We start from the raw sequence: 14,979 nt of genomic DNA on the forward strand, positions 1-14,979 counted from the left end.
TGGATTCCGAGCATACGGCCCCTGCGTCCGGCCGGGCAGGAGCCGACGCGGGAGCGGCGCCGTCGGCGCCCCCGCGTGGAAGTGCAGCCTGCTGCCGAGGAGGGTGTGCAGCCGGCAGCCCCGGGGAGGGGCAGCCCCATTGTCGTACGTTCCGGGCCGTCCGTGGACCGGGTGACCGCATCGCGGGCACCCGGCCGGACGGGCGCGGGACGTGCTACGCGGGGCGCGTCGTGGCCGCGATGCGCTCCGCGCGCAGCGCGTCGTACCAGGTGGTGTCGGCCGGCGGCAGGGCGTTCACGTCCAGCGCCAGCTTGATCAGCATGTCCGCGACGGCGGGGTTGCGCGCCATCACCGGGCCGTGCAGGTAGGTGCCGAAGACGGTGTCCCGCCAGGCGCCCTCGGTGCCGTCGCCGGTGCCGTTGCCCCGGCCGGCGGTGACCCGGGCGAGCGGGCTGACGCCCTGGCCGAGGTGGGTCACGCCCTGGTGGTTCTCGAAGCCGGTCAGCTGCGGCAGGCCGAGGTGCGGGTCCACGTCGGCCAGCACGTCGCCGACGCAGCGCTCGCCCTCGCCGCGGGTGGTCCACACGTCCAGCAGGCCGAGGCCCGGCTCGCGCTGGCCGAGGTCGTTGACGAACTCGTGGCCGAGGATCTGGTAGCCCGCGCAGACCGCGAAGATGATCGCGCCGTTCTCCGACGCCCGCACCAGGCCGGAGTCGTTGCGCAGCCGCTCGGCGGCGAGCCGCTGCGGACGGTCCTCGCCGCCGCCGATCAGGTAGATGTCGCCGCTGGTGGGCACCGCCTGGTCGGAGCGGACGTCGATCCGGGTCACGTTGAGATGGCGCTGACGGGCCCGGCGCTCCACGACCAGGGCGTTGCCCCGGTCGCCGTAGGTGCTGAGCAGGTCGGGGTAGACCCAGACCACGCGCAGGCTGCTCTCACTCATCCTCGAAGGCCTTCCATGACGTACGTGCGGTGGGCTGCTGGGGCTGCTCGGTGCCGGTCCGGCATCAGCCGGCCACGACCTTCCGCAGCTGCTGGAAGGCGGTGTAGTTGGCGATCGCCTCGATCCGGCCGGGCGGGGCCATCCGGACCGCCTGCTCCAGCGAGTCCACCACGTGGAACTGCAGCCCGGCGACCTCCAGGCGCACCGCGAGGTCCAGCTTGCGCTGGCCCAGCACGAACACCGGGTGCCCGGCGAGCCGCTCGTAGTCCACGTCCCACAGCCAGGAGGTGTCGGTGCCGTCGGCGTCGAGCGCGTTGACCGAGAGCACCACCGGGGTCGGCGGGCCGTCGATCAGCGAGAAGGTCTCCAGCCAGCCGGCCGGGTTCTTGGCCAGCAGCAGCCGGATGTCGCGGCCCTGGTACTGGACGACGTCGTAGCGGCCGGCCACCGCGGTGACCGAGCGCATCCGCTCCAGCGCGACCTGCGGGGAGACGCCGAACACGGCGGCGACGGCGGCCGAGCTGGTGGCGTTGGCCAGGTTGGCCCGGCCGGGCAGCTGGAGCTGGATCGGCCAGGCGCCGCGCTGCGGGTCGATCACGTGGGTGCCCTGCAGGGCCCAGTGCGGGTTGGGGCGCCTGAAGCCGCACTCCTGGCAGAACCAGTCGTCGCCGGGGCGCTGCATCACGCCGCCGCAGGCGGGGCAGGACCAGGCGTCCTCCTTCCACGCCTGTCCGGCGGCCACCCAGACCACCTTCTTGCAGGAGGACGCGGCCCAGGTCACCAGCGGGTCGTCGGCGTTGGCGATCACCACGGCCTCGGTGTCCTGGAGGCCCTCGCGCCACTTCTCCGCCATCATGCGGGTCTCGGCGGCGCGGTCCAGCTGGTCGCGCGAGAGGTTGAGCAGGGCGATCGCCTTGGGGCGGGTGTCCCGGGCCACCATCGCCAGGTACTTCTCGTCGACCTCGATGACGCCGAAGCGGGCCTCCGAGCCGCCGGCCAGGGCGGAGGTGATGCCGGCCGGCATGTTGGCGCCCAGCGCGTTGGAGACCACCGGGCCGGCGGCGCGCAGCGCCTCGGCGATCAGGCGGGTGGTCGTGGTCTTGCCGTTGGTGGCGCTGACCAGCACCACGTCGAGGTTCTCGGCGAGGGTGGCGAGCAGATCGGGGTCGAGCCTCAGGGCGACCTTGCCGCCGATCACCGAGCCGCTGCCGCGCCCGGCCTTGCGGGAGACGGCGGCGGCCACCTTGCCGGCGGTCACCGCGATCTTCGCGCGCGCCGGCAGCGAGGCGTCGCGTGCGCCTGTGGGCTCCGATTCGGTGCCTGCCATGCTCAGTGGTTCCTCCTTGCTGCGGCACCGCCCGGGGGCCGGACTACGGGCCGTCGGGCGGCGGGGACGGGATCAGCCTACCGACTCCGCCGCCCGACCCGTCGCCCCGGACCCCGCGCCGCCTGCTGCGACGTGCGCGGGAAGCCCTTCCGGGCGGCCCTGGCGCGGCGTCAGGACGGGCGGTGTACGGAGGGGCCGTTCGCCGTCGGGGACGCGTGAGCGGGGTGCGGCGGTTCCGCGCGCCGGCGCGGGAGGGACCCTTGGTGAGGGTGTGGTGAAGAAATGACCGGATGATTACCCGACGTGCCGATGCGGCTCACCGGCCCGGACGGGTCTGCCAGGGCACCGGGAGCTCCTCGGCCGCCTCCGCCAGGTGCGCGGTGATGACCAGCGTGCCGTCCTCCACCTGGTAGTCCAGCGGCGCCGCCAGCCGCCGCATGGTGGCGATCAGCCCGGAGTTGGACGACTGGGTGACCGCGTACACCGTGTCCACCCCGGCCTCCAGGGCCAGCGCCGCCATCCGCCGCATGAGGTCCAGGCCCAGCCCGCGCCGCTGCCAGGCGTCCTCGACCAGCACCGCCACCTCGGCGCCGTCGTCGTCCCACATCAGGTGCCCGAGGGCGACGATCCGCCCGTCCGCCGCCTCCACCGCCAGGGTCTGGCCGTGCCGGGCGTCCAGCAGGTGGTCCAGGTAGCGGTCGGCGTCCCGGACCGGCCCGTGGTAGCGCTTGCGCAGCGCGTCGGGGGAGCAGCGCCGGTGCATCGCCAGCGCGGCCGCCTTGTCGGCCGCGTCCGCGCGCCGCACGGTCAGGTCGGCGCCGGCCGGCTGGCTCAGCCGGGACCGGACGTCCGGCACCCGGGGGCCGAGCAGGGTGTCCAGCTCGACCAGTGCCTGCGCCCGGGCGAACTCGGTCGGGGTGAACGGCAGCTGCGGGCGGGTGAGCTCGATGAGGTCCCCGGAGGGCACCGGCAGCCGCAGCACGTGCCCGTCCGCCCCGGCGGCGGTGCGGGCGGCCGCGCCCGGGTACTGCCGGATGCTGCACTGCCCGAACAGCCGGCGCAGCGCGACCGGCAGCTCGGCGGCGTCCAGCGCGGTCCGGGTGGCCAGCGCCAGGACGTGGGTCGGCACGTCCACCAGGTCGTGGGCGTCGGCCGGGCCGGTCCAGATGTCGTGCCCGCCGGCCCCGGCGACCAGCGCGGTCAGGTCGGCGCGGGTCAGCGACCGCGGCGCGCGGACGAAGAACTCGTCCACGGCGCCGGACGGCAGCGGGTGGGACTGCATCGAGACGATGTTCACCTGCCGCGCCGCGAAGGCCGCGCAGACCCGGGCCAGGCTGCCGGGGGAGTCCCGCACCGTGGTGCGGACCCGCCACAGTGCGGTCTCCTCGAAGTCGTGCAGCGGGCCCTTCAGCGGCTCGGCCTGCGTCCCGGCCTGGGCCCCGGCCTGGGCCTGCGCCCCGGCCGGTGTCCCGTCCGGTGGCTCGGGCGCGTCCGGTCCGGGCGGTCCGTGCAGGTGATGGCGGTGCGACCACCAGGCGTGGAACAGCGCCGTGGCGAGCAGTGCGGTGGCGGACGCAGCGAGCACCACCGGCCCGTCCGGTCCGTGCACCACGAGCTTGGCCACCAGGTCGGCGGCGGTCACCGAGAGGAAGACGGCGGCGAGTTCCACCGCGTCGCGTCGCCACCGCTGGGCACGGACGCCGCGGCGCTGGGCACGGGAGGGGTTCGGGGACTGGACGGTTTCGGGCTTCGGCTTCTCCAGGTGCTCCATGCCATCAATCTGCCGCTTCGGTGTTTCACGATCACGAATCCCCCGTGACCTGACGGTTAATGGTGCTGTGCATCGCCCGTTCCGCGCCCGGCCGCCTTCACTTCTTCGAGCAGGATCCGCAGGTCCGTTTCGGTGGTGGCCGGGTTGAGGAGGCAGGCGCGGAGCATCTCGCGGCCGGCCAGGCGGGCGCCGGTGACGAAGGCGCGGCCGCGGCGCTGGACGGCGGCGGGCAGCTCGCGGTTGAGGGCGTCCAGGGCGGCTTCGGTGCGGCCGGGCGGGCGCAGGCGGAACGCGACGATGGAGGTCCGGACCTCGGCGAGCAGCTCCAATTCGGGGTCCTCGGTGATGAGTTCGCCGAGCCGTCGGGCGAGCGCGGTGGTCCGGGCGATGTCCCGGGCGAGGCCGTCGCGGCCGCGGTGGGCGATGGTGGCCCACACCTTGAGGGCGCGGAACGGGCGGGTCTGCTCGGTGCCGTACTCGGAGAACCAGCCCAGCTCCCCGGCCGCCTCGTCGCGCAGGTAGGAGGGGACGAGGCTGAAGGTGGCGCGCAGCCCCTCGGGGTCGCGGACCAGCGCGCAGCCGCAGTCGACCGGCACGCCGAGCCACTTGTGGGGGTCGAGGGCCAGCGAGTCGGCGCGCTCCATCCCGGCGTAGCGGTGGGCGATCACCGGGTCGAGCACGCCGAACGCGCCGTAGGCGCCGTCCACGTGCAGCCACAGGCGTTCCTCGGCGCAGAGGTCGGCGAGGGGGTCGAAGGCGTCCACCGCGCCGGTGCCGACCGTGCCGGCCGAGGCCACCACCAGGAACGGCAGCAGCCCCGCCGCCCGGTCGCGGGCGATCGCGGCGCGCAGGTCGGCGAGGTCGAGGCCCCCGTCGGGGCCGGTGGCCACGGTGCGCAGGTGCCGGCTGCCGAGGCCCAGCAGCTCGGCGGCCTTGCGGACGCAGGAGTGGGTCTCGCCGGTGACGTAGCCGACCAGCGGCGGCATCCCGGCGAGGCCGTCCTCGCGGACGTCCCGTCCGGCGGCGCGGGCGGCCCGGTTGCGGGCGGCGGACAGGCAGACGATGGTCGCCATCGAGGTGCCGGAGGTGAGCAGCCCGCCGCCGGGCGGGTGGGGGAAGCCGACCAGCTCGGCGATCCAGCGGACCACGGCCCGCTCCAGGTGGACGTCGGCGTGGTCGCCGCCGGCCGAGCTGGGGTTCATCGCGGCGGCGGCGAGGGTGGCGAGCACGCCGGCCGGGGCCGGGGCGGAGTTCACCCAGCCGAAGAACCGCGGGTGGCCGTTGCCCATCGGGTGCGGCAGCACGTCGCGGCCGACCGCCTCCAGCAGCTCGGCGAGCGGGCGGCCGGTCGTGGGCAGCGGGGCGTCCAGCAGGGTGCGGCGGGCGTCGTCGTCCATCGGCCGCCAGACCGGGCGGGCGGCCAGCCCGGCGAGGTGGTCGGCGGCCAGGTCGGCGGCGGTGTGCGCCGCGGCGCGGAAGTCGTCGTCGGCGGGGAGGCGGACGTCGGCGGCGCGGCGGACGTCGGCGGGGAGGCGCTCGTCGGCGGCGCGGAAGTCGTCGGAGGTCATGTGCGGCTCCGGGGAGGGTGCGGGCCTGGTGGCGCGGCGTCCTCGGCGCACCCGGATCCCCGTGATCCTACGGAAACGGGCCCGCGCCGTGCGGCGCGGGCCCGGCAGGTGGGACGGCGGGGGTCAGTCCAGCGAGGCGGAGAGCCCGCCCGCCGAGCGGCAGTAGCCCTGCATCTCCTTGTCGGTGAGCTTGGCGCAGAGCCGCCCGGCCGCCCCCGCGTCGGTGTAGTTCACCGTGTAGTAGCTGACCAGGCCCTCCGCGCAGGCCTTGCGCTGCCAGCCGTCGGCCGCGGTCGCGCACTGCTGGGCGGCCCAGTCCTCGCGGTCCAGGTTGTACTTCATGGTGCGCGAGCCCACGCCCCGGCTGCAGTCCACCGCCCCGCCGGAGGCCTTGCCGTTCAGGCACCACTTCAGGGCCTCGGCGTACACCTCGGGGTGGTTCGGGTAGTCGTGCGAGGAGAGGTAGAAGGTCGGCGCGTAGAAGTAGCAGGCGGACTGGAACAGCGCCGGCTGGTCCTTGCACGGGTAGAGCGGGTCCTGGGCGAGCTTGTCGGCCGGGAGGTTGGCCTTGGCCGTCTCGTCCTCCTCGTCCGGGCCGAAGAGCTGCATGAACAGGCCCTCGGAGCAGCGGATCCGGTTCTGGTCGGAGGTGAACCTGTTGCACAGCTCGCGGGCCTTGGCGACGTCCTGCTTGGCGACGAACATCGTGCCGTGGCCCACGCCGTGGATGCACGGGCCGCTGTTCTTGGGCGCGCAGAGCTTGACCAGGTCGGTCTCGGGCTGGGTGGAGGCGTTGAGCATCTCCTCGACGGCGCCGTGCAGGTAGCCGGCCGCGCAGGTCTCGTGCGGGAAGGAGATGACCTTCTGGAAGTCGGCGTGGAAGCGCGTGACCGCCGCGTGCCCGAGCTCGTGGGCGATCGGGTGGCAGAACCGGACGGTGTACGGCAGCTGCTTGGTGATCCGGTCGAGGTCGGCCAGGGCGACGCCGGGGTCGGTGGCCTCCATCTCGGCCATCAGCTTGTTGCGCAGCGTCGAGCGGGTCCACACCGCCGGGTCCCCGGTCGCCGTGGCGCTCGCGGCCGGCTGTCCGGTGCCGGTGCCGCCCGCGCCGTCGGTGCCGGCCCCGGGGGAGGCCGACCCGGCCACCGCGGCGGTGACCGGCTCGGGCGTCCAGTCGGTGACGGCCACCGACCCCAGGCCGAGCACCCCGAGCAGCAGGGCGGTGAGGATCGCGAAGGCTCGCGGTTGCATGACGGAGATCCCCCGGCGGATCGAGACGGACGGGACTCTCCCCATCCTGACGGCACGGGCTTCGGATTCCGTGTTATCGACCGCCATTCGGGAGGTGTCGGCGACGCTATCGCACGTCCCGCCCGGTCAACGAGGCGGGCCCGCGGCTGGTCACGGACGGTGGCACGGGGCCGGGCGGCGCGGGGCGCGCGCCGCCCGGGGGCGGGTCGCTCACAGCTCCAGGCGGACCTGGTACTCCGTCAGCCACGCGTCCAGGTCCAGGGCCAGATCGGTCGCCAGCCGGACCGTCTGCGGATCGGTGTCCGGGGCGAGCGCGTCGGACAGCGCCCGCCGGTCCAGCAGGGCGAGGCCGGGGGAGCGGGGGTCGGCGGCCAGTGCGGCGAGCTCGCCGCGCAGCAGCTGCGGGTAGCGGGGGTCCTGGACGACCGGGTACGGGCTCTTCATCCGGTCGGCGATCTCGTCGGGCAGCACGTCCCGCACGGCGGCGCGCAGCAGGCTCTTCTCCCGGCCGTCGAAGTACTTCATCGCCCACGGCGTGTTGAAGACGTACTGCACCAGCCGGTGGTCGCAGAACGGCACCCGCACCTCCAGCCCGGTGGCCATGCTCATCCGGTCCTTGCGGTCCAGCAGGATGCGCACGAAGCGGGTCAGGTTGAGGTACGACACCTCCCGCATCCGCCGTTCGAACGGGTCGGCGTCCGGCAGGTGCGGGACCTCGGCGATCGCCTCCCGGTAGCGTGCCTGCCGGTAGCCGGGCAGGTCGAGCTTGCCGAGCAGCTCCCGGTCGAGCAGTTGTTCGCGCGGCCCGCTGCCGCTGCCGCCGAGGCTGCTCAGCACCGCCGCCCACGGGAAGTCCTCGGTGCGCACGATCTGCGGGTCGTGGAACCAGCGGTAGCCGCCGAACAGCTCGTCCGCCGACTCGCCGGACAGCGCCACCGTGGAGCGTTCGCGCACCCCGCGGAAGAACAGCAGCAGCGAGGAGTCCATGTCGCCGACGCCGCCCGGCAGGTCGCGGGCGCGCAGGGTGGCGAGCCGCTGCGCCGGGGCGCCGACGGCGGCGCTGTCCAGTTCGATCACCTGGTGGTCGGCGCCCACGTGCCGGGCGAGCATCCGCGCGTACGGGCCGTCCGGGGTGGTGCGGACGGCGTCCGGGGCGAAGTGTTCGGACTGGCCGGTGAAGTCGACCGCGAAGGAGCGCACCGGGCCGGCGCCGGCGGCGCGCAGCGTCCGGGCCGCCAGGGCGGTGACCGCGCTGGAGTCGAGGCCGCCGGAGAGCAGCGAGCAGAGCGGCACGTCGGACTCCAGCTGGCGGTGGACGATGTCCTCCAGCAGGGCCCGGACGGTGCCGATCGTGGTGGGGAGGTCCTGGACGTGCTCGCGGGCCTCCAGTGCCCAGTAGCGCCGGGCGGTCAGGCCCTGGCGCCGCACCCGCACCACGTGGCCCGGCCGGACCTCGGCGATGCCCCGGTACGGGGTGAGGCCCGGGGTGCGGGTCAGCGCGAGCAGTTCGCGCAGTCCGTCGAGGTCGACCACCGGGCGCACCGCGGGGTGGGCGAGCAGCGCCTTCGGTTCGGAGCCGAAGACCACGCCGTCCGGTGTCGGGTGGTAGTGCAGCGGTTTGACGCCCATCCGGTCGCGGACCAGCAGCAGTTCCTCGGCGCGGGCGTCCCAGACGGCGAAGGCGAACATGCCGTTGAGCCGCTCGGCCAGGTGTTCGCCCCACTCCAGGTAGGCGCGGAGCACCACCTCGGTGTCGCTGCGGGTGCGGAAGCGGTGCCCGGCGGCCTCCAGCTCGGCGCGCAGTTCGCGGTGGTTGTACACCTCCCCGCTGTAGCTGAGGGCGGCCAGCAGCCGGCCGTCGTGCTCGGCCGTCATCGGCTGGACGCCGCCCTGCGGGTCGATCACGGCGAGGCGCCGGTGGCCCAGCGCGGCGTGCCGCTCCAGGTGGACGCCCCCGGCGTCCGGACCGCGGCAGAGCTGGGTCGCCGTCATGGCGTCGAGCACCGCTCGTTCGAGGGTCAGGTCGCGGTCGTAGGCGACCCATCCGGTGATCCCGCACATCAGCAAGCCTCCGGTTCTTCCGACACTCTTCCGACGCTCCCGTCCTCCCCCGGCCCCCCGGTGTGTGAGCAAGTCATCACGCTACGTGGTCACCCGTGCGGCTACAAGACCCCCGTTCATGCTTCGAACACGGCGGGATCCTGCCCGAAATCGGGCAGGATTTTTGATCTTTCGCTGAGGGGGCGCCTAGGCTCCCCACTCGTGTCCAGCTCGCCCGGTCCCTCGCACCCCCACGAAGACCTGCTCGCCCACCTCACCCGGACCAGCCCGCTCGGGCCCCGGGAGGCGGCGCGGGTGGTGGCGGAGGTGCTGGCCTACTTCTCCGAGACCACCGAGGAGTACGTCCGGCGCCGCCACGGCGAACTGCAGGCGCGCGGCCTGACCAACGAACGGATCTTCGCCCGGCTCGCCGAGGAACTCCCGGCCCGCCGGGTCGCGGCGCCCGGGCTCTCGGCCCGCCAGCTGCGCCGGATCGTCTACGGCTGACCGGCCGTCCCTGCGGCCGGCCGTTCCCTCACCGGCCGTCCCTCACCGCCGCGTTCAGGTCTTGTCGGCACGGCCCGCCCGGCCGCCCTCGTACTCACGGAACCAAGGAGCCCACCATGTGCGGAATCGTGGCCTACATCGGCCCCAAGGACGCGACCCCCTTCCTGCTGGAGGGCCTCGCCCGGCTGGAGTACCGCGGCTACGACTCGGCCGGCGTCGCCGTCGCCGGGCGCACCGGCGGCATCAAGGTCCGCAAGGTCAAGGGCCGGGTGGCCGACCTCGCCGCCGACGTCCCCGCCCGCTTCAAGGGCACCACCGGCATCGGCCACACCCGCTGGGCCACCCACGGCGTGCCCAGCGACGCCAACGCCCACCCGCACCTGGACAACGACGGGCGGATCGCCGTCGTCCACAACGGCATCATCGAGAACGCCGACGAGCTGCGGGTACGGCTCGCCGCCGAGGGCGCGGTGTTCCGCTCCGAGACCGACACCGAGGTGCTCGCCCACCTCGTCGCCGCCCACGCCGCCGAGGGCGGCGAGCTGGAGGACGCCGTGCGCGCCGCCCTCGGCAAGGTCGTCGGCACCTACGGCATCGCCGTCCTCGACGCCGAGCAGCCCGACCGCATCGTGGTCGCCCGCAACGGCAGCCCGATCGTGCTCGGCCTCGGCGAGAAGGAGATGTTCGTCGCCTCCGACGTCTCCGCCCTCGTCCGCTACACCCGCCAGGTCGTCCACCTGGAGGACGGCGAGCTGGCCACCGTGCGCGCCGACGGCTTCCGCACCTTCACCGAGGACGCCCGCACCACCCACCGCCAGCCGTCCACCGTCGACTGGGACATCGACTCCTACGACACCGGCGGCTACGAGCACTTCCTGCTCAAGGAGATCCACGAGCAGCCCGGCTCCGTCGAGCGCACCCTCGGCGGCCGCCTCGACGAGCGCTTCGCCACCGCCCACCTCGGCGGCCTCAACCTGGACGCCCGCGAACTGCGCGAGATCCGCCGGGTCAAGATCCTCGGCTGCGGCTCCGCCTACTACGCCGGCGAGATGGGCGCCCAGCTGATCGAGGAGCTCGCCCGGATCCCCGCCCACAGCGAGCCGGCCTCCGAGTTCCGCTACCGCAACCCCGTCATCGAGGCCGACACCCTCTACATAGCGGTCAGCCAGTCCGGCGAGACCTACGACACCCTCGCCGCCGTCCAGGAGGTCAAGCGCAAGGGCGGCCGCGTCCTCGGCGTCGTCAACACCGTCGGCAGCGCCATCGCCCGCGAGTGCGACGGCGGCATCTACCTGCACGCCGGTCCGGAGATCTCGGTCGCCTCCACCAAGGCGTTCACCTCCACCGTCGTCGCCTTCGCGCTGATCGCCCTGCACTTCGGCCGGATCCACGACCTCTCGCCCGCCGACGGCCGCCGGATCGTCTCCGCCCTCAAGGCCCTGCCCGGCCAGATCCGCGAGATCCTCGCCCAGAGCGACGAGATCGCCGCCCTGGCCGCCGAGTACGCCGACTCCACCGGCATGATGTTCATCGGCCGGGTGCGCGGCTACCCGGTCGCCCGCGAGGGCGCGCAGAAGCTCAAGGAGATCTCCTACGTGCACGCCGAGGCCTACCCGGCGAGCGAGCTGAAGCACGGCCCGCTGGCCCTGATCAGCCCCGAACTGCCCACCGTCGCCCTCGTCCCGGACGACGAGCTGCTCGACAAGAACCTCACCACCCTCGGCGAGATCAAGGCCCGCTCCGGCCGCGTCCTCGCCGTCGCCCACCGCCGCCCCGACCCCAAGCTCGCCGACCACTGCGTGCTGGTCCCCAAGAGCGAACCCGAGCTGGACCCGCTGCTCCTCAACATCCCGCTCCAGCTGCTCGCCTACCACGCCGCCGTCGCCCTGAAGCGCGACGTCGACAAGCCCCGCAACCTCGCCAAGAGCGTCACCGTCGAGTGACCCGGCCCCGGGGCCGGCCGCGCACCGCACGGCCGGCCCCGGGCGCGGCTCAGTAGTCGGCGCTGGGGGCGCGGGTGGTGGGGCCGAGGTCGGGCTCGTCGCGGAGTTCCAGGGAGTCGCCGTGGCGGGCGAGTTCGAGGACGAGGAGGGTGTTGCGGCCGGCCTGCCAGAGCGGGGCCGGGGCGTAGAGGGCGCGCTGCGGGCCCTCGTCGGTGTAGCGGCCGAGCAGGAAGCCGTTCAGCCAGAGCAGGCCGCGGCCCCAGCCGGGGAGGGCGACGAAGGCGTCGGCGGGGGCGTCGAGGTCGGTCTCGAAGCGGTGGAAGGCGGGGTCGCCGTCCGCGGTGTCGAGGGCGTCGTGGAGGACGAGGGCGTCGAGGTCGGTGAGCGGCAGCGGGCGGATCTCCCAGGTGTGCAGGCGCTGGCGTTCGTGCGAGACGCCGCGCCGGATGCCCTTGCGGTCGTCCAGCTGGGGGCCGTAGTTGGCGCGGCCGAGGGCCTCGACCAGGATGTCCAGGGTGACGCCGGCGGGGCCGGTGGCCAGGGGGAGGGTCTGCTCCGGCCGGTTGCGGTCGAGGACGCCGAGCGGGCGGCCGTCGGCGAAGACCTGGGCGCGGTCGCCGATGCCGTCGACGCGCAGGGGCAGTTCGGGGCGCGGGCCGGGGACGTGGGTGCGGTAGTGGATGAGGCCGGACGACTGGCCCAGGCGTTCCATCGGCTCGGGGACGGGGCGGTGGACGGGCGTGGAGAGCGCGTCGAGGGAGTCCAGGAGACGGGCCCGGCCGCTCGCGCGGTCGAGCCGGCGCGGCGCCAGCCGGGGCGGCAGGGGCGGGAGTTCGCCCTCCGGGAGCGGGACGTACCTGCCGATGACGGTCCGCAGGGTGTGGAACTTCTCGGTCAGCTCGCCCGCCTCGCCGATCGGCGCGTCGTAGTCGTAGCTGGTGGCGGTCGGCTCGAAGCCGGGGGTGTCCGGGCCGGTGCCGGAGTGGTTGGCGCCCGCCCAGAAGCCGAAGCTGGTCCCGCCGTGCGCCATGTAGAGGTTCACCGAGGCGCCGGTGGCGAGCAGTTCGTCGAGCGAGGCGGCGGTCTCCTTGGCGTCCCGGACGTGGTGCGGATCGCCGACCCGGTCGAACCAGCCGATCCAGAACTCCATCGCCGCCAGCGGCCCCTGCGGCTGCCGGCGGCGCAGCACCTCGAAGCGCTCGGGGGCGCGGGAGCCGAAGGTGGCGGTGGCCAGCAGGCCCGGGATCGCGCCGCCCTGCTGCATGAAGTCCTCGGAGCCGTCGGTGGTGAACAGCAGGCAGTCCACCCCGCGCGCGACCAGGCCGTCGCGCAGGTGCGCCAGGTAGGCGGCGTCGGTGCCGTAGCTGCCGTACTCGTTCTCCACCTGGACGGCGACCACCGGACCGCCCCGGCTGCCCAGCAGCGGCAGCAGCTGCGGCGCCAGGGCGTCGAACCAGCCGTCCACCGCGGCGAGGAAGGCGGGATCGGAGCTGCGCAGCCGGATCCCGTCCACGGCCAGCAGCCGCGCCGGCAGCCCGCCGAACTCCCACTCGGCGCAGATGTACGGGCCGGGGCGGAGGATGACGTCCAGGCCGTGCCGCTCGGCCAGGCGGACGAACCCCGCGATGTCCCGCCAGCCGGTGAAGTCCACCTCGCCGGTCGGCAGTTCGTGGAAGTTCCAGGGGATGTAGGTGTCCACCGTGTTGACGCCCAGCGCCCGCAGCCGGGCCAGCCGGTCGTCCCACAGCGCGGGGTGGACGCGGAAGTAGTGCAGCGCGCCGGAGACGATCCGGTGCGGCGCGCCGTTGCGGCGGAATCCGGTGCCGTCGAAGTCGAGCTCGATCATGCGGGCCAGCTTTCGGTGGTGACGGGGTGACGCGGGCCGCCGGGGGTCGGGCCCGGCGGTCGGGATCCCAGAAGCGTCGCAGGACCGAACGGGCGGTGCGGCCCGATCGTGCCCGCGCCACGCGGGGCTGTTCGGTACGGCCGCGCCCGGCCTAGACTGCTCAGCTCGCGCGGCATTACCGGCAGGTAGGTGGCGAACCGGGCCCGGGTGCCGTCACCGACTGGCAGGGATGGGGAGTCCGGATGGCCGACGAGCGGGTGCACGCCTACGGGGACGACGCGCTGGGGGAGCACGACGCGGTGGCGCTGGCCGCCCTGGTGCGGGCCGGCGAGGTGAGCCCCGCCGAGCTGGCGGCGGCCGCCGTGGCGCGCGCCGAACGCGTCGACGCGGCGCTCGCCCCGGTCGCCTTCGCCGCGTACGGGCGGGCGTTCCCCGGCCACGGCGGCGGGGGCGGCGGCGCGGACGGCGTGCACGGCGTGGACAGTGTGGACGGTGTTCGCGGCGCGCACGGCGTGCACGGTGCCGGGCCGGACGCGCCGCTGTACGGCGTGCCGAGCTTCCTCAAGGACAACACCGACCTGCGCGGCATGCCCACCGGCCAGGGCAGCGCGGCGTTCCGCGCCAAACCGGCCCGCCGCAGCGCCGGCTTCGCCGAGCAGTTCCTCGGCACCGGCCTGTCCGTCCTCGGGAAGACCCGGCTGCCGGAGTTCGGCCTCAACGCCTCCACCGAGTACGCCACCGCCCGCCCCGTGCGCAACCCGTGGCTGACCTCGCACTCCCCGGGCGCCTCCTCCGGCGGCGCCGCCGCGCTGGTCGCCTCCGGCGTCGTCCCCGTCGCGCACGCCAACGACGGCGGCGGCTCGATCCGGATCCCGGCCGCCTGCTGCGGGCTGGTCGGCCTCAAGCCCACCCGCGGCCGGATGGTGCCCAACGCCCAGGGCCGCCGCCTCCCGGTCGACCTGATCACCGACGGCGTGCTGACCCGCTCCGTCCGCGACACCGCCGCGTTCCTCGCCGCCGCCGAACACCACTACCGCAACCCCGCCATGCCCCCGCTCGGCCTGGTCGAGGGCCCCGGCGGGCGCCGGCTGCGGATCGGGCTGGTGGTGGACTCCCCGACGGCGCCCACCGACGGGCCGACCCGGGCGGCCGTCGAGGAGACGGCCGCCCGGCTGGCCGCCCTGGGCCACGACGTGACGCCGGTGGAGCTGCCGTTCGGGGAGGAGTTCTCCCGCGACTTCATCCTCTACTGGGGCTACATCGCCTTCCTGATCGCCACCACCGGCCGGCTGACCGTCGACCCCGGCTTCCGGGCGGCCCGGCTGGACGGTTTCACCACCGGTCTGCGGCGGGTCTTCCACCGCGAGTTCGCCCGGGTGCCGGGCGTGGTGCGGCGGCTGCACGCCTCCGAGCGGACGTACGCGGGCCTGTTCCGCACGTACGACGCGATTCTGTCGCCGGTGCTGGCCCACGTCGCGCCGCCGATCGGCCACCTGAGCCCGAACGTCGCCTTCGGCGAACTGCTGGAGCGGCTCACCCGCTACGTCGCCTTCACCCCGGTCAACAACGTCACCGGCGGCCCCGGCATCGCCCTGCCGGTCGGCGCGAGCCCCGAGGGGCTGCCGATCGGCGTCCACCTGTCGGCCGGCCACGGTGAGGAGCGGCTGCTCCTGGAGCTGGCGTTCGCCCTGGAGGCGGACCGGCCCTGGCGGCGGATCCAGGACTGAGCGGCCGTCGGCGGCGTCGCCGTGCCCGTCACCGACCGCACGTCCCCGGGCGCACG

Annotated in this window: 10 protein-coding genes; 3 read left to right on the top strand and 7 right to left on the bottom strand. The window is 74.6% G+C overall.

The annotated features are described in order from the left end of the window. Positions 1 to 214 precede the first annotated feature (214 nt). From ACFVVL_RS17320 to asnB, 6 genes are all read right to left on the bottom strand, one after another. Positions 215 to 943: a type 1 glutamine amidotransferase gene (locus tag ACFVVL_RS17320; RefSeq protein WP_380294112.1), complete on the bottom strand. Its 729-nt coding sequence runs from the start codon at positions 941 to 943 to the stop codon at positions 215 to 217. A gap of 64 nt (positions 944 to 1,007) precedes the next feature. Further along, positions 1,008 to 2,270 (bottom strand): MurT ligase domain-containing protein, encoded by a 1,263-nt coding sequence (locus ACFVVL_RS17325; RefSeq protein WP_355371978.1) that lies wholly within the window; start codon positions 2,268 to 2,270, stop codon positions 1,008 to 1,010. Between the two features lie 316 nt (positions 2,271 to 2,586). After that, a complete protein-coding gene (locus tag ACFVVL_RS17330; RefSeq protein WP_387675950.1) occupies positions 2,587 to 4,041 on the bottom strand; it encodes a GNAT family N-acetyltransferase in 1,455 nt (484 codons plus the stop codon). Between the two features lie 56 nt (positions 4,042 to 4,097). Next, entirely contained in the window at positions 4,098 to 5,609 is a 1,512-nt protein-coding gene (locus ACFVVL_RS17335) for a pyridoxal phosphate-dependent decarboxylase family protein (protein WP_387675953.1), read from the bottom strand. A 123-nt stretch (positions 5,610 to 5,732) separates the two neighbouring features. Beyond that, positions 5,733 to 6,860: a hypothetical protein gene (locus tag ACFVVL_RS17340; protein ID WP_387675956.1), complete on the bottom strand. Its 1,128-nt coding sequence runs from the start codon at positions 6,858 to 6,860 to the stop codon at positions 5,733 to 5,735. A 210-nt stretch (positions 6,861 to 7,070) separates the two neighbouring features. After that, positions 7,071 to 8,921, bottom strand: coding sequence for an asparagine synthase (glutamine-hydrolyzing) (gene asnB, locus ACFVVL_RS17345; RefSeq protein ID WP_387675959.1), 1,851 nt, complete (start codon positions 8,919 to 8,921; stop codon positions 7,071 to 7,073). A gap of 201 nt (positions 8,922 to 9,122) precedes the next feature. Between asnB and ACFVVL_RS17350 the strand changes: the two genes are divergently transcribed. Together ACFVVL_RS17350 and glmS are read left to right on the top strand one after the other, a co-directional pair. After that, positions 9,123 to 9,407, top strand: coding sequence for a hypothetical protein (locus tag ACFVVL_RS17350; protein WP_327683601.1), 285 nt, complete (start codon positions 9,123 to 9,125; stop codon positions 9,405 to 9,407). A 116-nt stretch (positions 9,408 to 9,523) separates the two neighbouring features. Further along, entirely contained in the window at positions 9,524 to 11,350 is a 1,827-nt protein-coding gene (gene glmS / locus ACFVVL_RS17355; protein WP_380294107.1) for a glutamine--fructose-6-phosphate transaminase (isomerizing), read from the top strand. Positions 11,351 to 11,399: 49 nt separating this feature from the next. Here the strand turns inward: glmS and ACFVVL_RS17360 are convergent, their stop codons facing one another. Beyond that, positions 11,400 to 13,196 carry a beta-galactosidase family protein gene (locus tag ACFVVL_RS17360; RefSeq protein WP_387675962.1) on the bottom strand — a complete coding sequence of 599 codons (1,797 nt, stop codon included), beginning with the start codon at positions 13,194 to 13,196 and terminating at the stop codon, positions 11,400 to 11,402. A 242-nt stretch (positions 13,197 to 13,438) separates the two neighbouring features. On the opposite strand from ACFVVL_RS17360, the gene ACFVVL_RS17365 reads away from it, so the two are divergent. Further along, positions 13,439 to 14,923, top strand: a complete 1,485-nt coding sequence (locus ACFVVL_RS17365; protein ID WP_387675965.1) for an amidase — start codon at positions 13,439 to 13,441, stop codon at positions 14,921 to 14,923. The last annotated feature ends 56 nt before the right edge of the window (positions 14,924 to 14,979 follow it).

Origin of the sequence: Kitasatospora sp. NPDC058115 (assembly GCF_042884635.1) — a bacterium.
Classification (GTDB): Bacteria; Actinomycetota; Actinomycetes; order Streptomycetales; family Streptomycetaceae; genus Kitasatospora.